We start from the raw sequence: 24,532 nt of genomic DNA, 5'->3' as shown, positions 1-24,532 counted from the left end.
GCGGACCCCGGGACAAAATCCCGGGGTCTATTTCATTTGTGAGGCCTGAGTGACGATGTCTCAGGTTTGCGCGCTCATTCGATCCCACAGAATCGGAGCCATCTGCCCCACACGCGCTTCGATCGCGACCGCTGCATCCACCGCCATATCCTCACGCCAGCGTCGAGCAGCAATCTGAACATTGATCGGTTGCGGCCCATTCGGCAATTCGGCCAAGCGTGCGGGAACGCTGGCGGCGGGCAGCCCGAGGAAATTCATCGCATAAGAATAGACCGCGCATCCTAACACCTCATGAACGCCTTCGGCACCTTCGGTATCGCGATCAGGTTTAAAGAACGGCTGCGGCAGGAATGGAGACAGGACCAAAGGATATTTCTGCATGAATAGCGACCATTGGCGCGCATAATGGCTGCGTTGCGCCAACGCCTGAATCAGTTCGTCGCCTACGATCGGAGGAAACTCCTGAAAATAAACCTCGAAAATATCACGGATGGTTTGAGACCCGGCTGCCTCGATATCGTTTTTCATCAACGTCAGCACTTCACCCATCAGCGCGCGATAGCCGATGCGCCCGCATTCGAACACATCCGGCGGATCAATGTCTTCAACTATATATCCGGCATCTACCAGCGCCTCCCGAGCGGTACTTAGCGCTTTGTCCACTTCGGGGTGCAAAGCGTATTCGAACGTATTTTTGGTGAACGCAACTTTGATTGGGACGTCCGGCCCCGCGCCGCGCCAAGGCATTGGCACATGGAAGGGGTCGCGGGCGTCCGGGGCGATCAGGGTGGGCATCGAAAGGTGCAAGTCCTTTGCGCTTCTTGTGATCAAGCCCTGTACCGACATCGATTGTGCCAGCATCCCACGTTCTGCCTTCTGGCTGGGGTTCCAGGCGGGTACGCGGCCCAGCCCCGGTTTCACCGTAACTGCGCCATTAGCCGCTGCCGGAAAGCGCAGACTGCCTCCGATATCGTTGCCATGAGCCAGGGCACCGATGCCCGCCATGACCGCAGCCCCCGCGCCCCCGGACGACCCACCGGGCGAGATATGGCGGCCCCAAGGATTGTGCGTGCGCCCATGAAGTGGATTATCCGTGTCAGCGCGGAACGAGAATTCGGGTGTGTTGGTCCGCCCGATGACAATGGCCCCCGCATTGTGCAAGTTTGAAACCACCGGTGCGTCATCAGGGGCAATGACATCCTTCAAGGCAACCACACCATTTGTAGTGGCATGGTTCTTCTGGTCGACATTCACTTTGATGGTCACGGGGACCCCGTGCAGCGGTCCAACCGAGGCACCATTGCGGCGCGCCTGATCAAGCGCAGATGCACGCTCTAACGCTTCTGTGCCCAGATCGTCCACGACAGCATTCAGCGAGGGATTTACCTGATGCATCCGCTCCAATGCATCACTGATCACCTCTTTAGCGCTCAACTCGCCTGCTTGGGTCAGCGCAGCCAATTCTGTTGCATCAAAACGCCAGATATCGCCCTGTGTCATGCTCGTCCTCCTCACCTCAAACTGAGGTGAGGAAGACCCAATGACAAGCCCCGCAATCGCAAAACGGATCCAACCTTCATCTGGCCAAAAATATCTCCGAGCGCGAGGCAGAGCCTCGCACACGCGCGACAGCGCAAATCTAGTGCGCCGTAAGGCGCTCCACTTGATCGTACCGTGAAATTACTGTGCGTAGCCGATAGTTTGCAGGGCCGCCGTGATCTCGTCCAGAATTGCTGGGTCATCGATTGTGGCAGGCATTTTATACGCCTTGCCATCCGCGATCGACACCATCGTACCACGCAGGATCTTGCCCGAGCGTGTCTTGGGCAGACGATCCACCACCACTGCTTTCTTGAACGCAGCGACTGGGCCGATTTTGTCACGAACCATCTGGACCACATCGGTTACCACCTCCGCGTGATTTCGGTCGGATCCGGCATTCAGGCACAGGAAACCTACGGGCATCTGGCCTTTCAGTTGATCAGAAACCCCAATCACGGCGCATTCTGCCACATCGGGGTGAGCGGCCAAAACCTCTTCCATCCCGCCCGTCGAAAGTCGGTGCCCGGCGACGTTGATCACGTCATCGGTACGGGCCATGATATAGAGATACCCATCTTCGTCGATCATGCCCGCATCACCGGTTTCGTAATAGCCGGGAAAATGCTCAAGGTAGGATTTTCTGAAGCGCGCCTCGGCATTCCACAGGTTTGGCAATGTGCCTGGCGGAAGCGGGAGCTTGACTGCGATCGCGCCCAACTCGCCCGGTTTCATAGGATGGCCGCCCTCGTCCAGAATCTGAACGTCATAGCCCGGCATAGGCTTGGCAGGTGATCCCAGCTTGACCGGAAGCTCTTCGATTCCGAGCGGGTTGCCAGCGATGGTCCAGCCAGTTTCGGTTTGCCACCAATGATCGATGACCGGAACTTTCAGCGCATCCTGCGCCCAGATGATCGTATCTGGATCAGCCCTCTCTCCTGCAAGATACAGAGCCTTAAGGCAGGATAGATCGTAATTCGCCATCAATTCTGCGCTTGGGTCTTCGCGTTTTACGGCACGAATGGCGGTTGGGGCGGTGAAGAAGCTTTTGACCTTGTGTTCGGATATCACGCGCCAGAAAGTTCCGGCGTCAGGTGTTCCGACGGGCTTGCCTTCAAAAACAATCGTCGTGTTGCCGTGGATCAGCGGGGCATAACAGATATAGGAATGGCCAACGACCCAGCCGACATCCGAAGCCGCCCAGAACACATCTCCAGGATCGACATTGTAGATGTTCTTCATCGTCCAGTTCAGTGCGACCAGATGGCCGGCAGTCGGGCGCACGACGCCTTTGGGCGCACCAGTGGTGCCGGATGTATAGAGGATATAGGCTGGATCATTGCCGCTGACTGGTACACATTCTGCGGGCTCGGTACCGTATTGGAAACCGTGCCAGTTGACGTCGCGCCCCTCGATTAGTTGTGCGACTTCCTGCTCGCGCTGGAATATTACGCAAAATTCGGGTTTGTGGGCGGCCAGATCGATCGCGCCATCCAGCAGGGGTTTGTAGTGCACAACGCGTCCCGGCTCCATCCCGCATGAGGCAGCGATGATCGCCTTGGGTTTCGCATCGTCGATACGTACGGCCAGTTCGTTGCTGGCAAAGCCGCCGAATACCACTGAATGCACTGCTCCTAGCCGGGCGCAAGCCAGCATTGCCTCCAGCGCTTCGGGGATCATAGGCATGTAGATGATGACGCGGTCACCTTTCTCAATACCTTTTGCACGGAGCGCGCCAGCCAGATTAGCAACCCGATTGCGTAACTCGACGTATGAGATTTCGCGTTTGGTATGAGTAATTGGGCTGTCATAGATGATCGCGGTTTGCTCACCACGACCATTTTCCACATGGCGATCAACGGCGTTCCAGCACGTATTTACCTTGGCATCACTGAACCATTCGTAAAGAGGCGCATTGTCGTCAAACAGAGCTTTGCTGGGCGCTTGAACCCAATCGATCCCCTTGGCGGCATCCATCCAGAATGCTTCGGGGTCGTTCTTCCAGCTCTCGTAGACGTCCTGATATGCCATGATGGCCTCCTCCCAAATTCCTTGAGCTATGTGTTAGGCATCGTGGATGTTCCGAGCAAGCGATGCGCATAACGGCGCGTCAGTTTATCGCAAAATCTTTGCAGAACCTTGCAGTTTGGCTTGCAAATTTTTGCAAATCCTCTGATCTGAGCAGATTTCTGAGTGTCACACGCAAAGATTTGCAAATCTGCAAATTTATTACTGCAAATGTGCTGGCGCTAACAGAATCAAACCGGGCACCTAATCTGGTGCCCGGTCATGTATTCGTAATGATTTAGGCGCTGGGCTTATCCGTAGTGCGCGACTGGCGTACCTGCGATGGCCGCCATGTTCAGCAGTCCCCTGGCCGTAATCGAGGGCGTTACGATATGCGCCTTGTTTCCCATTCCCATGAGGATTGGACCTACCTCAAGCCCGTCCGCTTTCATCTTCAAGATATTGCGCACACCGCTTGCCGCATCCGCATGGGCGAAGATCAGGACATTTGCAGAGCCTTCCAAACGCGAGTTCGGGAAGATACGTGCACGCAATTCAGGATCCAAAGCCAGATCAAGGTTCATCTCGCCTTCATAGCTGAAGTCGCGTGGCTCGGAATCGAGAATCTCAAGCGCAGCCCGCAGCCGCTTGCCTGATCCCTCGGCCTGATTGCCGAATTGCGATTGCGAACAAAATGCGATCTTGGGTTCCAACCCGAACCGCCGCACGTGACGAGCAGCTCCAATGGTGGATTCGGCAAGTTCTTCTGGTGTCGGCAATTGTCTTACATGCGTGTCTGCAATGAACAGAGGGCCATCTTCCAGAATCATCAGCGAAAGCGCGCCATGCGGGCGCAAATCGCCATCATCCAGAACCTGTTCGACATAGTTAAGATGCCAGCGATACTCACCAAAAGTGCCACAGATCATGCTGTCCGCCTCACCGCGATGCACCATGATTGCTGCAATGGCGGTGTTGTTGGTGCGCATGATGGCCTTGGCCAGATCCGGAGTGACCCCCCGACGCTGCATTATTTGATGGTACGAATTCCAATAATCGTAGTAACGGGGATCGTCCTGAGGGTTCACGATTTGAAAATCCTGCCCCGGTCGTACTGTCAGGCCTAGCCTTTCGCACCGTGCGCTGATCACGTCCGGTCGCCCGATCAGGATCGGGGTTTCCGTGGTTTCTTCCAATATCGCTTGCGCAGCCCTTAAAACACGCTCGTCCTCGCCTTCTGCGAAGACAATTCTACGCGATGCGACGGCTGCGGCTTCGAACACTGGCCGCATCAACAGTGCAGATTTGAACACGGTCTGGTTCAGGCGCTCTTTGTAGGCCTCGAGGTCATCAATGGGTCGTTTTGCGACCCCGCTCTTCATAGCCGCCTGTGCAACCGATGAGGAAACGACCCCAACGAGGCGCGGGTCGAAGGGTTTTGGGATCAGGTAATCTGGACCAAAAGTCAGCTGCTCACCCTTATAGGCCGCCGCGGCTTCGGCGCTGGTCGTCGCGCGGGCCATGTCGGCGATGCCGTCGACGCAGGCGATCTGCATCTCGTCGTTGATTTCAGTCGCGCCCACGTCCAGGGCACCTCGGAAGATAAACGGAAAGCACAATACGTTGTTCACTTGGTTCGGAAAGTCGCTGCGACCGGTCGCAATGATCGCGTCAGGGGCAACTTCGCGCGCCGCCTGTGGCAGGATTTCCGGAGTTGGGTTGGCCAGTGCAAAGATGATCGGGGTTTTGGCCATCTTCTCGACCATCTCAGGCTTGAGCACATTTGGTCCGCTCAGCCCCAGAAACAGATCGGCACCTCCGATCACATCATCCAGAGTGCGCAGATCGGTTTTCTGCGCAAACTGATCCTTGTGCGGGTTCATATCCTCGGCGCGACCTTCATAGACCAACCCGTGAATGTCGCAGAGCCAGATATTCTCGCGTTTGACGCCGAGCTTCACCAACATGCTGAGGCAGGCGATCCCGGCAGCACCGCCGCCGGTCGAAACTACTTTGATATCCTCGAAGCTCTTTCCTGCCACATACAGGGCGTTCTTCGCTGCGGCACCAACAACGATTGCCGTGCCGTGCTGATCGTCATGAAACACCGGGATGTTCATCCGTTCCCGGCACAGTTTTTCGACAATAAAACAATCCGGTGCCTTGATATCTTCAAGGTTGATCGCGCCAAAGGTAGGTTCCAGGGCGCAGACGATATCTGCCAGCTTTTCTGGGTCAGGCTGATCCACCTCGATATCAAAGCAATCGATGCCTGCGAACTTTTTGAACAGGACGGCCTTGCCTTCCATCACCGGTTTCGAGGCCAATGCGCCTATATTCCCAAGGCCCAGAACTGCGGTGCCGTTTGACACAACCGCAACAAGATTGCCGCGGGCGGTGTATTTCTCAGCATTGGCGGCGTTGTCCTTTATCTCAAGACTGGCTTCGGCGACGCCTGGCGAATATGCCCGCGCAAGGTCACGACCATTTGCCATTGGTTTGGTTGCCTTGATCTCAAGCTTTCCGGGCTTTGGATGCGCATGATAGTCAAGCGCGGCCTGTCTCAGGTTCGGTGTGTCAGACATCGGTAATACAACTCCGTTCCAATATTCGTTTGATGGTTAAACTATTTCTCAGCGCTTGGCTATGTCGCCTCGGACCGCAGTCAGAGACAGGCCTCACGGATACGTTAACGAAACGTTGGTTGAGAGTTGCTGCATCGTTTTTATGTACAGCCAATTCCGGGGAACCTGACGGACACCAGAAGCGGCGGACCTTATCATGCGTCATGAAGACAAAGCTTGTGCTAATGCGCAATTTGCCAACCCTTCAATCAGGATTGGTGTCAATCGGAATGTCTTCTTTGTTGTGCTTGTTTCGGCGGTTTCATTTCTTTTTGTGGTTATGATTTGGCCCGAAGCGGCTGCGGCTTTCATCCAGGAAGGCGGGTTGATTGAGACGATATCGGCCACTGCGTTACTGGTTTCCGGGCTGGTCGCGTTGGCGCGTTACCGAGGCGTCTCGCGGCTTTACATCGCGGTGGTCTGCCTGCTGTTGGCCGAGCGCGAATTGGAGGCGGAGGTGTACACAGAAGGCAGCGCGCCTTTCGTGGTGCTAAATTGGGTTGATTTATTGCTTGATGTGACTGCAGTAAGGATCGCTTTGGCTGCGATCGTCATTGGTGGTTTGCTCTGGCATGGGATACCGAACGGAATTAAGGCACTGAAGATCCGCGCGCCTTTTTTGATGATTTTTTTCCTGGCCGGAAGTGTTGCGGTGCTGGCTCAGCTTCTTGAGGAAATCAGCGGATTGTTCGACGAATACCTTTCGGTTGCGATGGCTACACGTTTGTTCGTGATGGAAGAAACGCTGGAGATGTACTTTTCGATTGGCATTTTGGCTGCTGTTCTGATCGGATGGCCAAAACCAAAATCCGAAGAGAAACAGAATGACCAGCAATACCGGCGACTCCCTCACGCGCGCTGAAATCCGACTGCCGACGCAGGAACTGCGCAACGATATCCCGTTTTATACCAAGGTACTGGGGATGCGGATGGATATGATCTATCCGGCAGATGACCCTCGGGTTGCCGTGTTCTCTGGTCACGGTCTGCGCTTGCGGGTCGAGAAAGATGCAGCTGAAGCGGCGGGAACGTTGCGCATTCTGACATCCGATCCAGATGGTTTTGCAGAAGGTCAACGAAGTCTTGTAGCCCCAAACGGCACCCGGATCGAGATTGACGAGTTGAACCCGCCGCTGGTCATGCCGGATACGGTCCACTCTTTTGTAGTCCGTAGGCTCAAGGATCAGGCGCCGTGGATCATTGGACGGGCAGGGATGCATTATCGCGATCTCGTGCCGGACCGGCTGGGCGGATCGATTATCGCCAGCCATATACGTATCCCAGATGGCGGTCCTGTGCCCGATATGGTGCATTTCCACAAAGTCGGATTTCAGCTGATCTTCTGCATCCACGGCTGGGTCGATGTGGTCTACGAAGATCAGGGCGACAAGATGCGCCTGACGGCAGGCGATTGCTTTATTCAGCCGCCTGAAATCCGCCACCGCGTGCTGGAAGCGTCAGACAACGTTCAGGTGATCGAGATTGGTGTCCCAGCCGAGCATGTCACGGAGATTGATCATGAGATGGAACTGCCCACCCCGCATTTCCGTCCGGATCGGGAATGGGATGGGCAGCGGTTCGTTTACAATCAAGCCAATGATGCCGACTGGGTGCCATTCCGCTTGCCCGGTTACATCTGCCGTGACACGACGATTGCCGAGAATACCAAAGGCGTGGCGGGCGTTCAGGTCGTGCGCCGGGGCGAGGGTAACCCTCAATGGGCCAGCCACGACACCGACATACACTTTACCTTCGTGATGACCGGCGAGGTGACTCTTGAGGGTGAAGGGCGCGAGCCCTATCGGTTGGAACAAGGCGATGCCTTCGTCATCCCGCCGGGAATGCGAACACGGCTGTCAGACCCCTCGCAGGATGTGGAACTGCTTGAGGTGACTTTACCGGGGACCTTCAATACGACGTTGGGTTAGGTCCAAGAAGAAGTGGATAATGGCGTCAAGGGGGCTTCAATTCCCCCGTCGCTTTCCAGTAGGGTATGATATTCTGACCAGATGATCAAAAATTGGGATTCGCCATGTCTTTGAAAGATGCAGCTTTGGCCGTTCGGGAAAATGCCCACGCGCCTTATTCGAATTTCAAGGTCGGGGCGGCGATCCGGTCCAGTTCAGGTGTGATCTATTTTGGCTGCAATGTCGAAAATATTGCTTACCCCGAAGGTACGTGCGCCGAGGCCGGGGCAATCGCGGCAATGGTCGCCGCTGGTGAAAAAGAACTGACCGAGGTCTACGTGGTCGCCAGCAGCCCGCAGCCGGTGCCCCCATGTGGTGGATGCCGTCAGAAACTGGCCGAATTCGGCAATGGGGATGTGGTCGTTACGATGGCGACGGTTGATGGTCTGGAAACCAAAACCACGATTGCCGATCTATTGCCCGGTGCGTTCGACGCGTCGCATATGGAGGATGTCTGACTTCATGGATGCGCGCTCGATCATCGCCAAACTTCGCCGTCAGGAGGTGCCAACTGGTGACGAACTAATGTGGTTCGCGCAAGGCCTGGCCGATGGTGGCGTCAGTGACGCGCAGGCCGGGGCCTTTGCGATGGCTGTCTGTATGGGCGGTCTGGGGGCCAATGGGCGGGCTGATCTGACTGTTGCCATGCGCGACAGCGGCGAGGTGCTGATGTGGGATTTGGACGGGCCGGTGGTCGATAAGCATTCGACCGGTGGGGTCGGCGATTGCGTCAGCCTGCTGCTTGCCCCGGCTTTGGCGGAATGCGGGGCGTATGTGCCGATGATCTCGGGGCGTGGTCTGGGCCATACCGGGGGCACTCTGGACAAGCTCGAGGCCATACCGGGAGTGACCACTCAGATCGGGCAGGCGCGACTGACGCAAGTGCTGAAAGACACCGGGGCAGCCATCGTGGGGGCAACGGGCCAGATCGCCCCTGCGGACAAGCGGCTGTATGCGGTGCGCGATGTGACGGCGACGGTGGAGAGCCTTGACCTGATTACGGCATCAATCCTGTCCAAGAAGCTGGCGGCGAGCCCGGATGCGTTGGTTCTGGACGTTAAGGTGGGCAGCGGCGCGTTCATGAAGACACTCGATGAGGCACGCAATTTGGCGCAGGCCTTGACCGAAACGGCTAATGCCGCTGGTTGCCGTACATCCGCAGTGATCACCGACATGAGCCAGCCCCTTGCGTCCGCGCTGGGCAATGCGCTGGAAGTGGCCGAGGTGATGAAAGCTTTGACCAGCGGGCAGGGATCACCTTTGGCGGAAATCTCGGCCGAGTTGGGGGGCGTTCTCATGGCGGATGCCGGTATGTGCGCTTCGGCAGAGGAAGGGAACGCCAGAATAACCCAAGTGATCCGCGATGGTCGTGCAGCCGAACGGTTCGGACGCATGATGGCTGCCGTGGGTGGACCGGTGCATTTCGTTGACACATGGGATCGGTTTTTGCCGGAGGCCAATGTGATCCGGGAAGTTCATGCTCCGCATGGCGGATATGTCTCGTCTATTGATGGCGAGGCGCTGGGCCTCGCAGTCGTGGCCCTAGGCGGTGGGCGCCAGATCGAGAGCGATGAGATTGATCCGGCGGTTGGCTTGTCGGGCATTCTGAGGGTCGGAGATAAGGTGACCAAAGGCGCTCCGTTGGCGGTTGTTCATGCGGGGCGGGAAGATGCGGCGCAAAGGGCTGCGGCGGTGGTACTGGATGCTATTTCGCTGAGTGACGAACTGGTCGCGCAACCGCCGCAAATCCATGAAAGGATCTGCGCATGAGCCGCGCTTTCCTTGTGGTGATGGACTCGGTGGGTATCGGCGGCGCGCCGGATGCCGATCAGTTTTACAACGGCACCAAACCCGATACAGGCGCGAATACATTGGCCCACATAGCACAAGCTTGTGCCGAGGGGCGTGCGGAAGAAGGGCGGAGAGGACCGTTGCAACTGCCCAACCTGGATGCCATGGGGCTTGGGGCGGCGACCCGTCTGGCCTCGGGCGCACCGACGCCGGGCCTTGAGGCCGCGCCGACGGGCTTGTGGGGTTGCGCACGTGAATATTCTCCGGGAAAGGATACGCCCTCAGGGCATTGGGAACTGGCGGGTTTACCTGTGCCATGGGACTGGCGTTATTTCCCGGATCGCCAGCCAGCGTTTCCCGAAACGCTAAGCAAGGCTGCCGCCGAGGCAGCGGGGACCGACGGAATATTAGGCGACTGCCATGCCTCGGGGACGACGATCATCTCAGAACTGGGGGCCGAGCATATACGTACCGGCTGGCCGATCTGCTACACGTCTGCCGATAGCGTATTCCAGATTGCCGCCCATGAAGACAGCTTTGGGCTCGACCGCCTGCTGGATATGTGCCGCACCCTTGCGCCGCGATTGCACGAGATGAAAGTGGGCCGCGTTATCGCCCGGCCGTTTGTCGGAACGCCCGAAAAGGGGTTCACCCGGACAACCAACCGCAAGGATTTTGCCATCGTTCCACCTGAACCCGTTCTTACGAATTGGGCACAGGATGCCGGTCGCCGTGTGCATGCGGTGGGCAAGATTGGCGATATATTTTCAATGCAGGGGATCGACACGCTGCGAAAGGGTTCGGACGCAGAGTTGATGCGTCACCTGTCGGACCTCGTTGATGAGGCGGAAGAGGGCAGCCTGACCTTTGCAAACTTTGTCGAGTTCGACAGTCTGTATGGCCATCGGCGCGATATCAGCGGCTATGCCCGCGCGCTGGAATGGTTCGATCGTGAAATCGGAGTGATTGCGCAAAAACTGCGCCCCGGTGATCTGATGCTATTGACCGCAGACCACGGCAACGACCCCAGTTGGAGTGGCACTGACCACACGCGTGAACAAGTGCCCGTGCTGATCGCAGGGCAGGGCACGGGCGAGATCGGTCCCGTGAACTTTGCCGATATCGCCGCCAGTATAGCGCACCACCTGAACATACCGGCGCAAGGGCCGGGAAGGACTTTTCTATGACAGTCGCTGACCTGCCTAAGATCGAATTACATTTGCACCATGAAGGCGCCGCTCCGCCTAGCTTCATACGCCAACTGGCCCATGAGAAACGAGTGGACCTGAGCGGGATATTCAAACCCGACGGCTCTTATGATTTCCGCGACTTTACCCATTTCCTTAGCGTTTATGAGGCTGCGTGCGAGGTGCTGAAAACGCCCGAAGATTTCCGCCGCCTGACACTGGCCATTCTGGAAGAGAGCGCCGCGAATGGTGTGGTGTATTCCGAAACATTCCTTAGCCCGGATTTCTGCGGCGGTGGCGATTTGCATGCATGGAAGGATTACCTGACTGCGATTCAGGACGCCGCAGACGAGGCCGAGCGCAAATTCGGGATCACCCTGCGTGGTGTCATCACTTGCGTGCGCCATTTTGGACCCGAGCAAGCCAAGGCCAGCGCCCATTGTGCGGCTGAAACTGCAGGTGACTGGATTACCGGATTTGGTATGGGCGGCAACGAATCCGTCGGAATGCAGGGCGATTTCAAATGGGCCTTTGATTGCGCGCGCGAGGCTGGGTTGCGATTGACGACCCATGCCGGTGAATTTGGCGGTCCAGAGAGTGTTCGGGATGCTGTCCGTGATTTGGGGGTCGAGCGCATAGGCCATGGCGTTCGCGCCATCGAAGACCCGGATCTTGTGTACGAGTTAGTTGACCGGGGCATAACGCTTGAGGTCTGCCCGGGTTCAAACGTGGTACTGGGCCTGTTTCCTGATTTTGCCGCACATCCCATCGCTAAATTGCGTGATGCAGGCGTCAACGTCACGGTATCCACTGACGATCCGCCGTTTTTTCATACCACGATGCGGCGCGAATATGAGATGCTGAATGCAGCGTTCGGCTGGCAAGCCGAAGATTTTGCTGCCCTGAATGAAACAGCCCTGAACGCGGCCTTTTGCGATGAAGAGACCCGCGCGCGGGTCAAGAAAAGACTGGAGACATCATGAGCGATCACCTGACCGTCGTCGACCACCCATTGGTGCAGCACAAATTGACGCTCATGCGGGACAAAGGCACCTCAACCGCTGTGTTCCGGCAGTTGCTGCGCGAGATCACGCTTTTGCTGGCTTATGAGGTCACCCGCGAGATGCCGCTGACCACCCGCCATATCGAAACCCCGATGGAAGAAATGGACGCACCCATTCTGGCGGGCAAAAAATTGGCGCTGGTATCGATCCTGCGGGCTGGAAACGGGATGTTGGACGGCGTGCTGGAGCTGATCCCCTCTGCCCGAGTGGGGTTCGTGGGGCTTTATCGGGATGAAGAGACGCTGAAGCCGGTCCAATACTATTTCAAAGCTCCCGAGGGTTTGACGGACCGTTTGGTCATTGCTGTTGATCCGATGCTGGCAACCGGCAACAGCTCGGCTGCGGCCATTGATTTGCTGAAAGAGCAGGGGGCGAAAGATATCCGCTTTCTGTGCCTGCTGGCTGCCCCCGAGGGCGTCGCGCGCATGAAAGAGGCGCACCCGGATGTCAAAATCGTCACGGCCGCGCTGGATCGTGAACTGAACTCAAAGGGTTACATTATGCCTGGACTAGGTGACGCCGGGGATCGGATGTTCGGGACCAAATAGGTGCTATTGCCCGCAGATATTCTGTAGCCGGACCCAATCGCGGTCGGGCAGTACCTGTTCCAAAGTACGACCCGCCATCGGATCGGCTTCTATCAATCCAAGAACGGACTCGCCTGTGATATCAATCGCATAGGCGTATGGGGTCGAGGGCAGAGCGGTCTGTGCAAAAACCGCGAGCAGCACGTCATCGCTTAGCTGCGGCTGTGGACCGGATAGAACCTGCTCGGTGTAGGTGTCCACGATCTCGGGCGTCAATTCGCCGGTGGTCAGCAACCGAAATGCGGCACTCGGGCCTGTACGGTCCAACAGATCGTCCAGCGGTTCCTGCTGAGTTGCCCGCGCGCGCGCGGCTATGATGTATCCGGCGGCAACGGCTGGGTCTTCGTGATCTTCGACCAGTGCCCGGTTTAGCAGTACGGTTCCACCCGGCAGGCTCAGGCTGTCAGGCAGACCTGCTGGTAGGATCACGACTTGGCGGACACCGGTGCGGCGCGCCAGCTGATCCAGCGACGCTTGCGCATCAGGCGAAGAGCAAGCCTTGCCTGATACCCTTTCGATCCGCTGCAGGATTGCATCGCCGATTTCTTGTTGCTTGACCTCTGGCACTACCGAAACAACATGGCGCTGCAATGCATTGGGTAGCCAGAACAAAAGCACCGCCAAAACCGCCAGCACAACCCCTGCAACGCTGAGCCAACGCAGCCGTCCGGGATGTGGTCTGGCACGGTCGATGGCGCGCTGCAGCCGGTCAATTGCTTCGATCATTGTGGTTTCAGATTCTGCAAGCTCCAGTGTTTCGCCGGGATCGCCGTCGGGATTGAATATCGCGGGATAGGTTCCGGGGTTTTGTCGCTCTAGCGCCGCCAGCGACCAATGGGTCAGCGCGCTGTCATTGAAGTCAGAAATCGTCAGAGTGGCTTCACCAATCGATACGACTACTTCGCGCCGTTGCTCATCGGGCGAGGGACGCCAAAGACCGGTGGCTTCGATCCGCTGGTACTGTTTGAGTGCGGTCATCGGGTAATGCTGCTCGAATATTATTTTGCGCCAAGCTTAGCATGGCGAAAACCAGCGGCGCAAACCTGTTGCTCAGTGTTTGTGAAATGTGCTGAGTGTGCCGGGTAAGTTTCGAACAGAACGGGCTGATTAAGGGCAGAGGCGCGGATGCAGTCACAACAACAAACCCATTCAATCATGGCGTCGTTGCTGATGGTTGCGGCCATGTCCATTATCGGCGTGATCGACAATTTCGTGATCCGCGTGGCCGAGAGCGTGGGGCTTTGGCAGTTTCACCTAAGTCGCGCCTTACTGATGCTGCCGCTGATCGCGGTGTTGTCGATATTGGGTTTGGGCACCTTAAGACCCCGGCGGATTGGTGTCGTCGCGGTGCGCAGCGTGTTGATCACGCTGGCAATGCTTTTCTATTTCAGCGCGCTGGCATTGATGCCCATCGCTCAGGCGCTTGCCGGGTTATTCACATCGCCGATATTCGTGCTGTTGATTTCGGCCCTTTTGTTGAAGCAGCGCATAGGTCCCTGGCGGATCGTGGCTGTTTTATTGGGGTTTTCGGGAATTCTGTGCGTATTGCAGCCGGACCCGACATCATTTGACGTAAAGACGCTACTGCCAGTCGCTGGTGGCTTCTTTTACGCACTCAGCGCTGTTGTAACGCGCACCCACTGTTCCGACGAAAGCACTGTTGCGCTGCTGGCGGCGATGGTTGTCACACTGGGGCTTGCGGGGGCGATCGGACTGATCTGGCTTGCCCTGTTTCCGGTTGGCGTGCCAGTCGGGCCGGATGGCTTCGCGATGCGCGGTTGGGTTTGGCCGATGCAAGACGCGTTGCCTTGGGTAGTGGTTCAGGCCGTGGGCTCAACAATTGCCGTTTTTATGCTGATCAAAGCCTATCAACTGGGTGAGCCATCATATGTCGCAGTCTTTGAATACTCGGTCATGATATTTGGCCCGCTCTTTGCCTGGGTGGCGTTTGGGCAGTCCGTCGGGCAGATGCAAATTATCGGTATTGGCATGATCGCCTCTGCCGGAGTGCTGCTTGGGTGGCGGGAGCGGCGGATATCCTCGCTACAGCAGGCGGCGCAGTAAGAACGGAATAGAATCGGCTTGTATCCGTCATAGTATCGTTTCGAGATGCATATCAAAGCCCGTTCGGAATACTGATTTGTTTATTCAAAACCAGTAAATTGCGGCGAAACTGGCCTAATTTGGCCTCAAATGTGGCAAAACTAAGTCCAATTGAGGCACAACTCTAAGACCTTCTGAGTTGTTTGAAGGTGCCAAAAGGGGGACGGCACGTGTTAGAGTTAGTGAGTGTTTCGGGGTATTCGAAACGTGAAGTTAAAGGCCGACAGGCCTTTGTGGGACAGGCCGCATCAGCGCGTCGTGGGGGATTGCTGCACGGAACCAAAGTGTCCACAACAGGGGGCTGGAAACGGGTCGAAAGACTAGTTGCAGGCGATCTGGTGCGGACCCGGGACCATGGGTTCAAAGAACTGAGGCGCGTTTGCGTCGACCGGATCGTGGTGCCGGGAGACGAACGCAGGCCCGAGCATCTGCCGATCCTTGTGCCATCCCGAGCAGCTTATAATGGGCGCCCAGTCTGGCTGATGCCGGAACAGGGTATGGCATTGGATCAAGGCAAGCTTGGTGTTGGAATCGAGGGGGTTTCGATCATTCCAGCTCGAACGCTCAGCGGGGTGGGGCGTATTGAGTCCAGCACGCCTGCGCAGTCATTCGATGTCACGTCATTATTCTTTGACGAGGATGAGCTGGTTTTTATCGAGGGCGGATTTCAGGCTTATTGCCCGTCCGGTCGCATGAATACCGGGTCAAGTCGAAACCCTGAGGCCTATGAAGTCGCGGATGCTGAACACGCCGATCTTCTGATCGAGGCCGTGACCGGCAAAGGGAACCTTTCGGCTTTAACCAACCCGTTGGCTGCGTTACCTGCACCCATTCCGCAAGAGCCAATTTTCCCGATCCGACCGGCATTGGGCGTACGTCGACCCGGGCGACCGGGGCGGCCCAATATGCCTGCGCTGTTCCTGCGGCCTGAATGGCAGCTGCAATAGTAGGTGTTTGAGTATGAAGCAGGCGCATGGGCTCATGCGCCTGCTGTCTTTGTTCAGGCGGCCTGTGCTTCGGGGTTGAAGCGGCCATAGAAGCTCTGACCTTTTTCCGCCATCTCGCGCAGCAGCGGCGGGCAGGTAAAGCGCTCACCATAGGCTTCGGTAAGTTGATCGCAGCGTTCGGCGGCGTAGGGCGTACCAATGATGTCCAACCAGCTGAGCGGGCCACCGGACCACGGCGCAAAGCCCCAGCCAAGTATCGCACCCACGTCGCCCTCGCGGATATCTTCCAGAACACCTTCTTCCAGCGCACGGACGGCTTCCAGAACCTGCGCGAACATCAGACGTTCCTGCACTTCGATCAGGTCGGGCTGGTTTGCGGCATGTGGGTATTTGTCCTGCAGGCCCTTCCAATACTCGACACGTTTGCCCTTGTCGTCATAGTCGAAGAATCCTGCATTGGCCTTGCGACCCAGACGACCTTGTTCTTCCATCCAAAAGATCAGATCATCGCCCGGATTTTCCGGGTAAGCGTTGCCCATAGCTGCCTTAGTAGCGCGGGCGATCTTGGCCCCCAGGTCAATCGAGGTTTCGTCGTTCAGCTGAATGGGTCCTACGGGGAAGCCCAACTGACGCGCCGCATTGTCGATCAGAACAGGGCTGACGCCTTCGGTGATCATCCGCAGACCTTCGTTGATGTACGGAATAATGCAGCGGTTGGCGTAGAAGAAGCGCGCGTCATTGACCACGATCGGTGTCTTGCGGATTTGGCGCACATAGTCCAGCGCCTTGGCGACAGCACGATCGCCGGTCTCCTTGCCTTTGATGATCTCGACCAAGAACATCTTCTCGACCGGTGAGAAGAAGTGGATGCCAATGAATTGCTCGGGCCGTACGCTGGCCCTGGCCAGATCTGTGATCGGTAGGGTCGAGGTGTTCGACGCAAAGATGCAATCCTTGGGGATGATCGCCTCGACCTTCTTGGTCATTTCAGCCTTGACGCCGGGGTCTTCGAACACGGCTTCGATGATCAGGTCGCAGCCTTTCAGGTGCTCCAGATCGGGCGTGGCGGTAATGCGGTCCAACAGGGCTTCTTTCTTCTCAGCCGTCGCTTTGCCGCGCTTGATCCTTTTATCCATGTAGCTTTCGCTATAGGCTTTGCCCTTGTCGGCAGCCGCCTGATCGCGGTCGATCAGAACGACCTCCATCCCGGCCTGTGCCGAGACTAGCGCGATACCAGCCCCCATCATGCCGGCACCCAGAACGCCGATCTTCTTGACCCGCTGATCGGGCACGTCCTTGGGCCGCACTGCGCCTTTCTCCAGCGCCTCCTTGTTCAGAAACAGCGACCGGATCATCGCTGACGAAGACGGGTTCATGAGCACGTTGGTGAACCAGCGCGCCTCAATCTTCAAGGCGGTGTCAAAGTCAACCAATGCGCCTTCGTAGATTGAACTCAACAGAGCCTTGGCCGCTGGGAAGGCACCTTGAGTCTTGCCGTTCACCATGGCGCTTGCGCCGACGAAGGTCATGAAACCTGCGGGGTGGTAGGGTGCGCCGCCGGGCATCTTGTAGCCCTTGGCATCCCACGGCTTTACCAGATCAGCTTCCTTGGCGTTCAGTACCCATTCCTTGGCCGCCGCAACCGGATCATCCGCCACCGCGTCGATCAGTTGTGCGCCTTTGGCCTTCTTCGGGTCCATCATCTTGCCTTCAAGCAAGACGGGTGCCGCTGCCATTGCGCCGACCATACGGCTGTAGCGCATGGTGCCGCCTCCACCGGGGAAGATACCCAGCAGAATCTCAGGCAGGCCGATCTTGGATTTCGGATTGCTGGTCATCACACGGTGATGACAGGCCAATGCGATCTCGGTCCCGATCCCTGCGCAGGTGCCGTTGATGGCACAGGCGACCGGCTTGCCGCCTTTTTTGGACTTGGGGTCCATGCCTGCCAGTTCCAGCCGACGCAGGATGTTATGGCCACTCATGACGAAATCGAACAGTGCCTGCGCGGGTTCGTCGCCGGCCTCCTGTCGGATCGTGGCGAGCGTGCTCAAGTCCATGCCGCCTGCAAACGACCCTTCTTTTCCACTGGTGATAACGATGCCCTTGATCTCATCATCCGCCAGCGCCTGATCGATCAGATCACCGACCAGAGTGAAGGCCTCGCGCGACAGGACGTTCATGGATTTGCCGGGAACGTCCCAGGTGATGAAGGCGACGCCATCGGCGTCTTTGCTGAGGGTGAAATCAGTCATTGTCATCTCCAATCTGGTCAGCCGTCAGCGGGCTGCCATCCTTGCGAGTGAAAGAGAATCCGTTCTCATCATCTTTCACCATCATGTCTATATCGCTGTAATAGCCGGTCTCGGTCGGGGTCCGGGTGCCCACCACCAGAAAGGTTGCGGGCGTGTCGGTTTTGTTCACAAGGTGATGGCCATTGGCCTCACCTGCAGGCCAAGCGGCGCAGTCACCGGGCAGCATCTCATGCTCGCCATCATCATCGATCAGAATGCATTTGCCGCTGAGCATGATGGCAAACTCGTCCTGCTCCATGTGGTAATGGCGCAGCGAGGATAGCCCCGAGGGCTCCAAACGTACGATGTTGACCCCGTATTGGGTCAGCCCGCCTGCATCTCCGACGCGCTGGACAAAACGACCCGCGGTGGCCTCGGCTAACTTGCCGGGATAAGATGAACCGCCTTTGAACGGTATCTGAGAAAGATCCAGTTTGGGCATCAGACGCGCTCGATAATTGTTGCCGCGCCCATACCGGATGCGATGCAGAGTGTGGCCAGACCGGTTTCCTTGTCCTGACGCTCAAGCTCATCCAGCAGCGTACCGATAATCATCGCGCCGGTTGCACCCAGCGGGTGACCCATCGCGATCGAGCCGCCGTTCACGTTCACCAGCGCCGGATCGACGTCGAACGCCTGCTGGAAGCGCAGCACGACCGAGGCGAAGGCTTCGTTTACTTCAAACAAGTCCAAATCGCCGATCTTCATGCCGTTATCGGCCAGGATCTTCTCGGTCACCGGAACCGGGCCGGTCAGCATGATGGTCGGGTCGGTGCCGATCTTGGCAGTCGCCTTGATACGGGCGCGCGGCTTCAGGCCGTATTTCTCACCAAACTCCTTGTTGCCGATCAGAACAGCCGCCGCCCCGTCCACGATGCCCGAGCTGTTGCCCGCGTGGTGGATGTGGTTGATCCGCTCAAGATGCGGGTATTTGATCATCGCCACCTTGTCGAACCCCGGCATCTGTTCACCCATCATCTGGAATGACGGGTTCAGCGCGCCAAGGCTCTGCATATCTGTTCCGGGGCGCATATATTCGTCGCGGTCCAGAATGGTCAGGCCGTTCTGATCTTTGATTGTGATGACCGATTTCTCGAACCGGTTGTCCTCCCACGCCGCTGCAGCGCGTTTCTGAGATTCAACGGCCAGCGCATCCGCGTCATCGCGGCTGAAACCATATTCGGTCGCGATAATATCTGCCGAGATACCCTGCGGCACAAAATAGGTCTCCATCGCCAGCGAGGGATCAACCGCAATTGCCGCACCGTCGCTGCCCATGGCCACGCGACCCATCATCTCCACGCCACCAGCGATATAGGCTTCACCCGCGCCGCCCTTCACCTGGTTAGCCGCTAGATTTACCGCTTCCATACCCGAGGCACAAAACCGGTTGATCGCAAGACCGGGAATCGATTCATCCAGATCCGAGGCCAGTACCGCCGAGCGTGCCAGACAGCCGCCTTGCTCCATCACTTGTGTGACGTTTCCCCAGATCACGTCTTCAACGGCGTGGCCTTCCAGATTGTTGCGTTCTTTCATCGCGTTGAGGGTCAGTGCGGACAGGCGCACCGACGTTACTTCGTGCAGGCTGCCATCCTTGCGGCCCTTGCCGCGCGGCGTGCGCAAGGCGTCATAGATATAGGCTTCTGTCATGGGGTCTTCTCCTTAAGCTCGATCCGACGGGTTGCCGGGCATCAGGTCATAGGGGTGTTTCCAGCCGGGCTGTTCGCTGAGACGCGTCAGCCAGGCGTCAATGTTGGGCCAGTCGGCGCGATCAAAGCCGAATGGTTCTGGGTAATAGAGATAGCCACAGCAGCTGATATCAGCATTTGTTACCCTGTCGCCAACGATCCAATCACGGCCATCAAGATGAGCGTTCAGCGTCTGATAGGCTGCTTTCAACCGGCCTTGATTGAACGCAATCACATCCGGGTTGCGGTGCTGTTCCGGCAGGAAGTTGATCAGAAATCGGGTCAGTCCGGCCATCGAGCTAAGCTTGTGATTGTCCCATAGAACCCAGCGGAAGATGTCATAGTTCTCATCACGATCCTTGCCGCCGAATTTGCCGGACTTCTCGGTGACATAGGCCTGAATTGCGCCAGACTGACTGGTGCGAAAATCGCCATCGACCAGTACGGGTGCTTCGCCCATTTCGTTCACTTCGGCCCGGAATTCAGGGGTGCGCGTTGCGCCGTTGAAAAAGTCGACAAAGACCGCCTCCCACTCCAGACCCGACATCTCAAGCGCCAGAGCGGCTTTGTAGCTGTTTCCGCTTTCACCGAAGCAATGCAGTTTGATGGTCATTTGGGCGCCCCTCCCAAGGCGTATTGCGCGTTCAGCGCTTTCTTGCGTCCAGCTCGGAGTTGAAGATGCGCAATCTGTGCGTCAGGTTCTCGTGATCAATCACGCTATTGAAATTCTCGAACAGGAACGACAAAGCCTCACCTTCATCCAATCCCGCCTCTCGCGCGAATCCGCGGAGTTTGCGATAGCCATCCTCGGTCATGGCGACGGGAAAGCGGCGGGTCAGGCGAAAGCGTTTTGGCATCTTGTCTCCTCCAAGGGTGGGTTCGGGCTACGACGCCCGAGCCCACACTGAGATCAGAAGTTCGCTGCGTCCAGCGCCATTACCGTGTCCGCTCCGGTTTGGATGCGCGCCAAATGCATGGCTGTCGCGGGCAAGCGACGGGCCATGTAGAAGCGACCGGTATTGATCTTGGTCTCGTAGAACTCTTTGTCCGAGGCGCCACCATCCAGCGCTTCGCGAGCGGCTTTCGCCATCTGAGCCCACATCAGGCCCAGGCAAACATGACCAAACATGTGCATGAAGTCATACGAACCGGACAGCGCGTTGTTAGGGTTCTTCATGCCTTCCTGCATGAAATACATGCCAGCGGCTTGCAGGTCCTTGGACGCGGCCTTCAGCGGTTCGATGAACGCTTTGTTATAAGCTTCATCCTTGCCGGCATTTTCCTTGCAGAAGGTTTTAACCATCTCAAAGAACGCCATGACATGCTTGCCGCCATCCTGCGCCAGCTTCCGGCCGACAAGATCCAACGCCTGAACGCCGTTTGCCCCTTCGTAGATCATCGCGATGCGGGCGTCGCGGGTGTATTGCGACATGCCCCATTCTTCGATGTAGCCATGGCCGCCATAGACCTGCTGCGCCTGAACGGTCATGTCGTAGCCTTCATCCGTCAGGAAGCCCTTGATGACCGGTGTCAGCAGCGAGATCAGCCCGTCCGCATCCTTGTCACCCGAGCGGTGCGCCTTGTCGATCATGGTTGCGCCCCACAGGATGAATGCGCGTGCGCCCTCGGTGAAGCTTTTCTGATCCATCAGGTTGCGGCGAATGTCGGGGTGTACGATCAGCGGATCGGCGGGGCCGTCCGGGTTCTTCACACCTGTTACGTCGCGGCCCTGCAGGCGGTCTTTGGCGTATTCGACGGCGTTTTGATACGCTGCCTCGGCCTGAGACAGTCCTTGCATGCCCACACCCAGACGCGCTTCGTTCATCATCGTGAACATGGCGCGCATGCCTTTGTGTTCGTCGCCCAGCAGCCAGCCGGTGGCCTCGTCATAGTTCATGACGCAGGTCGAATTGCCGTGGATGCCCATCTTTTCCTCGATCTTGCCGACCGAAACACCATTACGCTCGCCAGGAGTACCGTCTTCGTTCACGATAAACTTCGGGACAATAAACAGCGACACACCTTTGATGCCCTCGGGTCCGCCTGGAATTTTGGCCAGCACCAGGTGAATGATGTTGTCGGCCATGTCGTGATCGCCCGCCGAGATAAAGATTTTCTGACCGGAAATCTTGTAGCTACCGTCGCCCTGAGGTTCCGCCTTGGTGCGCATCAGGCCCAGATCGGTACCGCAATGCGGTTCGGTCAGGTTCATGGTGCCGGTCCATTCGCAGCTGACCATGTTGGGCAGGTACGTGTTCTTTTGCTCATCCGAACCATGCGCGAGGATTGCCGAGGCTGCGCCGTGGGTCAGGCCCTGATACATCACAAACGCCTGGTTCGCGCCCGAGAACATTTCGCCCACCGCAGTACCCATCACATAAGGCATGTTCTGGCCGCCATACTCTTCCGGCATGTCGAGGCCAGTCCAGCCGCCTTCTTTCATCTGCTCGAAGGCATCTTTGAAACCTGTTGGGGTGTACACAATCCCGTTTTCCAACCGGCACCCTTCGATGTCCCCAACCACGTTCAGCGGGTGCAACACATTGGTGGCAACTTTGCCCGCTTCTTCCAGAACCGCGCCGGTAAACTCGGCCTCCAGTTCATCATAGCCGGGGATATCCGACTGCGAGACTTTCAGAACATCGTGCAGGATGAACTGCGTATCTTTGGTTGGCGCGTTATAGACGGGCATGTGAAGCTCCCTTAATTCATATGTCCGAAAGGCCGGGCTTATTCGGCGGCCTTCTTTTCCTGTTTCATCGAGGCGATAACCTTTTCGCCCCAGCGCAACTGCTCTTTTAGTTCGTCAATGGCCTGCGTCAGCTCTTCGCGGCGCGATTCCATGTCAGCAAGGCGCTCGCACGCGATTTCATAAGTGCGGGACATCTGGGTCAGCTGCTGGTCACCCACGTGGTACAGGTCCAGAAGCTGGCGGATCTCTTCGAGGCTGAAGCCAAAGCGCTTGCCGCGCAGGATCAGTTTCAGGCGTGCACGATCCCGTTTGGTGAACAAGCGCTTTTGGCCCTCGCGGATCGGAAACAAAAGCTCTTTGGCCTCGTAGAACCGCAATGTGCGGGGCGTGACATCATAGGTCTCGCACATTTCGCGGATGGTCAGCAGATCTTCGGTCATGGTTCAAACTCTCATCACTGGCGTCATGCAATCTGAGTTGCGCAGTCGATGAGCGTTTTACAACACACAAGTGACGTTTACGTAATGCGGACGCTGCGTCACAAAATAGTTGACGTAACATCCAGTCGCGTAAGTAGGGGTTTCGGCAATTTTCTTGCCGTAGGGGAAGGGGCTATTTCAGCAGGCCGACGGTCTGATCGCGCAATTGCTGAAGCGCATCCATTGCTTCATCCAACTGCGCGCGCTGCTGGCGCAGCTCTTCCATTTGACGATCGGCCATCTCGATAAAGGTCGCCATCTGCGCCTGATTGCCCTGATCTTCGTAGATCAGCAGCCACTGACGAATCTCTTCCAAAGGAAATCCAAACTTTCGACCACGCATGATCAGTTTCATCCGGGCGCATTCACGAGGCCCGTAAAACCGCGACCTGCCTTCACGGTCAGGCTGCAGCAATTCGATGTATTCGTAATAGCGCAGGGTGCGTGGGGTCACGTCGAACTCGGCGCACATTTCTTTGAATGACAAACGGGTGTCGGACATTCCGGGTCTCCTTGGCAGCAACCTAGGGCGTCGTTGCGGCAAGCGCAACAGGTGGGCTTGCCCTTGGTGTAAACGCAGGCCCATAAAGGGGCAGGTACAAGGACAGGACCCAACCCCATGGCCGATAAGACAGTTTTAGCGCGCCAGTTCATCGAGGCGATTCCGCACGCCAAGGCCTTGGGGCTTGATCTGACCCACATCGGAGAGGGCGAGGCTGAAATCTCGATGCCCTATAACGAGCAACTGATCGGCGATCCTCGGACTGGCGTGATCCATGGCGGGGCTGTGTCGGCCATGCTGGATACCTGTTGCGGTGCCGCAGTGATGAGCCACCCCTCAGCCCCGGGAGGAACCGCCACCATCGATCTGCGTATTGATTACATGCGGGCCGCAACGCCGGGTCAAAGTATCCGGACCCGCGCGACCTGCTATCACATCACGCGCAACGTGGCTTTTGTGCGGGCGACGGCGACGGATGATGACAGCGACCGTCCCGTTGCCACCGCTTCAGGTGCCTTCACCGTGGAGGGTCGCTAAGATGGCAAGACCTCGCCCAGAACCTATGCAGGTGGTCAAGCAACGCCGTGATGCCGCATTGACCGCGCTGGTCGAAGGTGTGCCGTATATTCGGTTCCTTAATATAACATTCGACCGGCGGGGGGACGAACTGACAGGCGTTCTGAATTTCGATGAGAAGTTGATCGGTAATCCTTTTCTACCCGCTATCCACGGTGGGGTGACAGCGGCGTTTCTGGAAGTCACTGCCGTAATCACGCTGAGTTGGGAACATATGTTTCCCAGGATTGAAAGCGGTGAGATCGGTGCGGAGGACATCCTGACTGACGTGAATATCCGCTTTCCCAAAACCATCGACTTCACGGTCGACTACCTGCGGTCTGGCCTGCCGCGAGACGCCTATGCGCGCGCTTTCATCAATCGCTCGGGTCGACGTTATGCCTCTGTCCGGGTCGAAGCCTGGCAAGACAATCACGCCAAACTCTTTGCGCAAGGTACGGGGCACTTCCTGATGCCGCAATCTCCGACATCGAAAGACTAAG

Annotated in this window: 23 protein-coding genes; 11 read left to right on the top strand and 12 right to left on the bottom strand. The window is 57.3% G+C overall.

All coding sequences use genetic code 11. The annotated features are described in order from the left end of the window. Positions 1-60 precede the first annotated feature (60 nt). From I5192_RS09835 to I5192_RS09825, 3 genes are all read right to left on the bottom strand, one after another. Complete coding sequence (locus tag I5192_RS09835) at positions 61-1,500, bottom strand: amidase family protein (RefSeq protein WP_170420875.1); 1,440 nt, start codon at positions 1,498-1,500, stop codon at positions 61-63. Between the two features lie 180 nt (positions 1,501-1,680). Beyond that, complete coding sequence (gene prpE, locus I5192_RS09830; protein WP_223116766.1) at positions 1,681-3,570, bottom strand: propionate-CoA ligase PrpE; 1,890 nt, start codon at positions 3,568-3,570, stop codon at positions 1,681-1,683. Positions 3,571-3,857: 287 nt separating this feature from the next. After that, positions 3,858-6,131, bottom strand: a complete 2,274-nt coding sequence (locus I5192_RS09825; protein WP_170401318.1) for an NADP-dependent malic enzyme — start codon at positions 6,129-6,131, stop codon at positions 3,858-3,860. 196 nt (positions 6,132-6,327) lie between these two features. Here I5192_RS09825 and I5192_RS09820 point away from each other — a divergent pair, with 196 nt between their 5' ends. The 7 genes from I5192_RS09820 (at position 6,328) to upp (ending at position 12,727) form a co-directional block, all read left to right on the top strand. Next, positions 6,328-7,032 (top strand): hypothetical protein, encoded by a 705-nt coding sequence (locus I5192_RS09820; protein ID WP_223116765.1) that lies wholly within the window; start codon positions 6,328-6,330, stop codon positions 7,030-7,032. Next, positions 6,995-8,098, top strand: coding sequence for a cupin domain-containing protein (locus tag I5192_RS09815; RefSeq protein WP_170512248.1), 1,104 nt, complete (start codon positions 6,995-6,997; stop codon positions 8,096-8,098). The genes I5192_RS09820 and I5192_RS09815 overlap by 38 nt, the downstream gene beginning before the upstream one ends. Before the next feature lie 104 nt (positions 8,099-8,202). Beyond that, the gene (locus I5192_RS09810; protein ID WP_170391936.1) at positions 8,203-8,595 is read left to right on the top strand and encodes a cytidine deaminase; all 393 of its coding nucleotides are present in this window, start codon (positions 8,203-8,205) and stop codon (positions 8,593-8,595) included. A 4-nt stretch (positions 8,596-8,599) separates the two neighbouring features. Further along, a complete protein-coding gene (locus tag I5192_RS09805) occupies positions 8,600-9,907 on the top strand; it encodes a thymidine phosphorylase (protein WP_223118289.1) in 1,308 nt (435 codons plus the stop codon). Then, the gene (locus tag I5192_RS09800; protein WP_223116764.1) at positions 9,904-11,115 is read left to right on the top strand and encodes a phosphopentomutase; all 1,212 of its coding nucleotides are present in this window, start codon (positions 9,904-9,906) and stop codon (positions 11,113-11,115) included. Before I5192_RS09805 ends, I5192_RS09800 begins: the two co-directional genes overlap by 4 nt. Continuing rightward, positions 11,112-12,098, top strand: a complete 987-nt coding sequence (locus I5192_RS09795; protein WP_223116763.1) for an adenosine deaminase — start codon at positions 11,112-11,114, stop codon at positions 12,096-12,098. The genes I5192_RS09800 and I5192_RS09795 overlap by 4 nt, the downstream gene beginning before the upstream one ends. Continuing rightward, positions 12,095-12,727 (top strand): uracil phosphoribosyltransferase, encoded by a 633-nt coding sequence (gene upp / locus I5192_RS09790; RefSeq protein WP_170391930.1) that lies wholly within the window; start codon positions 12,095-12,097, stop codon positions 12,725-12,727. Before I5192_RS09795 ends, upp begins: the two co-directional genes overlap by 4 nt. 3 nt (positions 12,728-12,730) lie before the next feature. Here the strand turns inward: upp and I5192_RS09785 are convergent, their stop codons facing one another. After that, positions 12,731-13,744, bottom strand: coding sequence for a hypothetical protein (locus I5192_RS09785; protein WP_223116762.1), 1,014 nt, complete (start codon positions 13,742-13,744; stop codon positions 12,731-12,733). Positions 13,745-13,891: 147 nt separating this feature from the next. On the opposite strand from I5192_RS09785, the gene I5192_RS09780 reads away from it, so the two are divergent. Beyond that, positions 13,892-14,830: a DMT family transporter gene (locus tag I5192_RS09780; protein WP_170594814.1), complete on the top strand. Its 939-nt coding sequence runs from the start codon at positions 13,892-13,894 to the stop codon at positions 14,828-14,830. Positions 14,831-15,039: 209 nt separating this feature from the next. Further along, entirely contained in the window at positions 15,040-15,816 is a 777-nt protein-coding gene (locus tag I5192_RS09775; RefSeq protein ID WP_255611709.1) for a Hint domain-containing protein, read from the top strand. A gap of 53 nt (positions 15,817-15,869) precedes the next feature. On the opposite strand, the gene I5192_RS09770 is transcribed toward I5192_RS09775, so the two are convergent. From I5192_RS09770 to I5192_RS09735, 8 genes are all read right to left on the bottom strand, one after another. Further along, on the bottom strand, positions 15,870-18,071 hold the full coding sequence (locus I5192_RS09770; RefSeq protein WP_223116761.1) for a 3-hydroxyacyl-CoA dehydrogenase NAD-binding domain-containing protein: 2,202 nt from the start codon (positions 18,069-18,071) through the stop codon (positions 15,870-15,872). After that, on the bottom strand, positions 18,064-18,552 hold the full coding sequence (locus I5192_RS09765; RefSeq protein WP_170391922.1) for a cupin domain-containing protein: 489 nt from the start codon (positions 18,550-18,552) through the stop codon (positions 18,064-18,066). The genes I5192_RS09770 and I5192_RS09765 overlap by 8 nt, the downstream gene beginning before the upstream one ends. After that, a complete protein-coding gene (locus I5192_RS09760) occupies positions 18,552-19,763 on the bottom strand; it encodes an acetyl-CoA C-acetyltransferase (protein WP_170635958.1) in 1,212 nt (403 codons plus the stop codon). The genes I5192_RS09765 and I5192_RS09760 overlap by 1 nt, the downstream gene beginning before the upstream one ends. A gap of 12 nt (positions 19,764-19,775) precedes the next feature. Beyond that, positions 19,776-20,414, bottom strand: a complete 639-nt coding sequence (locus I5192_RS09755; RefSeq protein ID WP_223116760.1) for a glutathione S-transferase family protein — start codon at positions 20,412-20,414, stop codon at positions 19,776-19,778. 31 nt (positions 20,415-20,445) lie between these two features. After that, the gene (locus tag I5192_RS09750; protein WP_170391916.1) at positions 20,446-20,658 is read right to left on the bottom strand and encodes a hypothetical protein; all 213 of its coding nucleotides are present in this window, start codon (positions 20,656-20,658) and stop codon (positions 20,446-20,448) included. Positions 20,659-20,711: 53 nt separating this feature from the next. Further along, positions 20,712-22,493, bottom strand: coding sequence for an acyl-CoA dehydrogenase C-terminal domain-containing protein (locus tag I5192_RS09745; protein ID WP_223116759.1), 1,782 nt, complete (start codon positions 22,491-22,493; stop codon positions 20,712-20,714). Positions 22,494-22,531: 38 nt separating this feature from the next. Beyond that, entirely contained in the window at positions 22,532-22,933 is a 402-nt protein-coding gene (locus I5192_RS09740; RefSeq protein ID WP_039536426.1) for a MerR family DNA-binding transcriptional regulator, read from the bottom strand. A 172-nt stretch (positions 22,934-23,105) separates the two neighbouring features. After that, positions 23,106-23,474 (bottom strand): MerR family DNA-binding transcriptional regulator, encoded by a 369-nt coding sequence (locus I5192_RS09735; protein WP_170391912.1) that lies wholly within the window; start codon positions 23,472-23,474, stop codon positions 23,106-23,108. A 117-nt stretch (positions 23,475-23,591) separates the two neighbouring features. On the opposite strand from I5192_RS09735, the gene I5192_RS09730 reads away from it, so the two are divergent. Together I5192_RS09730 and I5192_RS09725 are read left to right on the top strand one after the other, a co-directional pair. Continuing rightward, positions 23,592-24,011 carry a PaaI family thioesterase gene (locus I5192_RS09730; RefSeq protein WP_223116758.1) on the top strand — a complete coding sequence of 140 codons (420 nt, stop codon included), beginning with the start codon at positions 23,592-23,594 and terminating at the stop codon, positions 24,009-24,011. 1 nt (position 24,012) lies between these two features. After that, positions 24,013-24,531, top strand: coding sequence for a PaaI family thioesterase (locus tag I5192_RS09725; protein WP_170391910.1), 519 nt, complete (start codon positions 24,013-24,015; stop codon positions 24,529-24,531). Position 24,532 lies beyond the last annotated feature (1 nt).

The organism is Ruegeria sp. SCSIO 43209 (assembly GCF_019904295.1).
GTDB lineage: Bacteria > Pseudomonadota > Alphaproteobacteria > Rhodobacterales > Rhodobacteraceae > Ruegeria.
Note: the sequence above shows the minus strand (reverse complement) of the source record. Positions and strands in the feature narration are given on the sequence as shown.

Coding starts and splice junctions, on each gene's coding strand:
- I5192_RS09835 (WP_170420875.1), bottom strand. CDS start 1,500: ATGACACAGGGCGATATCTGGCGTTTTGATGCAACAGAATTGGCTGCG.
- prpE (WP_223116766.1), bottom strand. CDS start 3,570: ATGGCATATCAGGACGTCTACGAGAGCTGGAAGAACGACCCCGAAGCA.
- I5192_RS09825 (WP_170401318.1), bottom strand. CDS start 6,131: ATGTCTGACACACCGAACCTGAGACAGGCCGCGCTTGACTATCATGCG.
- I5192_RS09820 (WP_223116765.1), top strand. CDS start 6,328: ATGCGTCATGAAGACAAAGCTTGTGCTAATGCGCAATTTGCCAACCCT.
- I5192_RS09815 (WP_170512248.1), top strand. CDS start 6,995: ATGACCAGCAATACCGGCGACTCCCTCACGCGCGCTGAAATCCGACTG.
- I5192_RS09810 (WP_170391936.1), top strand. CDS start 8,203: ATGTCTTTGAAAGATGCAGCTTTGGCCGTTCGGGAAAATGCCCACGCG.
- I5192_RS09805 (WP_223118289.1), top strand. CDS start 8,600: ATGGATGCGCGCTCGATCATCGCCAAACTTCGCCGTCAGGAGGTGCCA.
- I5192_RS09800 (WP_223116764.1), top strand. CDS start 9,904: ATGAGCCGCGCTTTCCTTGTGGTGATGGACTCGGTGGGTATCGGCGGC.
- I5192_RS09795 (WP_223116763.1), top strand. CDS start 11,112: ATGACAGTCGCTGACCTGCCTAAGATCGAATTACATTTGCACCATGAA.
- upp (WP_170391930.1), top strand. CDS start 12,095: ATGAGCGATCACCTGACCGTCGTCGACCACCCATTGGTGCAGCACAAA.
- I5192_RS09785 (WP_223116762.1), bottom strand. CDS start 13,744: ATGACCGCACTCAAACAGTACCAGCGGATCGAAGCCACCGGTCTTTGG.
- I5192_RS09780 (WP_170594814.1), top strand. CDS start 13,892: ATGCAGTCACAACAACAAACCCATTCAATCATGGCGTCGTTGCTGATG.
- I5192_RS09770 (WP_223116761.1), bottom strand. CDS start 18,071: ATGACTGATTTCACCCTCAGCAAAGACGCCGATGGCGTCGCCTTCATC.
- I5192_RS09765 (WP_170391922.1), bottom strand. CDS start 18,552: ATGCCCAAACTGGATCTTTCTCAGATACCGTTCAAAGGCGGTTCATCT.
- I5192_RS09760 (WP_170635958.1), bottom strand. CDS start 19,763: ATGACAGAAGCCTATATCTATGACGCCTTGCGCACGCCGCGCGGCAAG.
- I5192_RS09755 (WP_223116760.1), bottom strand. CDS start 20,414: ATGACCATCAAACTGCATTGCTTCGGTGAAAGCGGAAACAGCTACAAA.
- I5192_RS09750 (WP_170391916.1), bottom strand. CDS start 20,658: ATGCCAAAACGCTTTCGCCTGACCCGCCGCTTTCCCGTCGCCATGACC.
- I5192_RS09745 (WP_223116759.1), bottom strand. CDS start 22,493: ATGCCCGTCTATAACGCGCCAACCAAAGATACGCAGTTCATCCTGCAC.
- I5192_RS09740 (WP_039536426.1), bottom strand. CDS start 22,933: ATGACCGAAGATCTGCTGACCATCCGCGAAATGTGCGAGACCTATGAT.
- I5192_RS09735 (WP_170391912.1), bottom strand. CDS start 23,474: ATGTCCGACACCCGTTTGTCATTCAAAGAAATGTGCGCCGAGTTCGAC.
- I5192_RS09730 (WP_223116758.1), top strand. CDS start 23,592: ATGGCCGATAAGACAGTTTTAGCGCGCCAGTTCATCGAGGCGATTCCG.
- I5192_RS09725 (WP_170391910.1), top strand. CDS start 24,013: ATGGCAAGACCTCGCCCAGAACCTATGCAGGTGGTCAAGCAACGCCGT.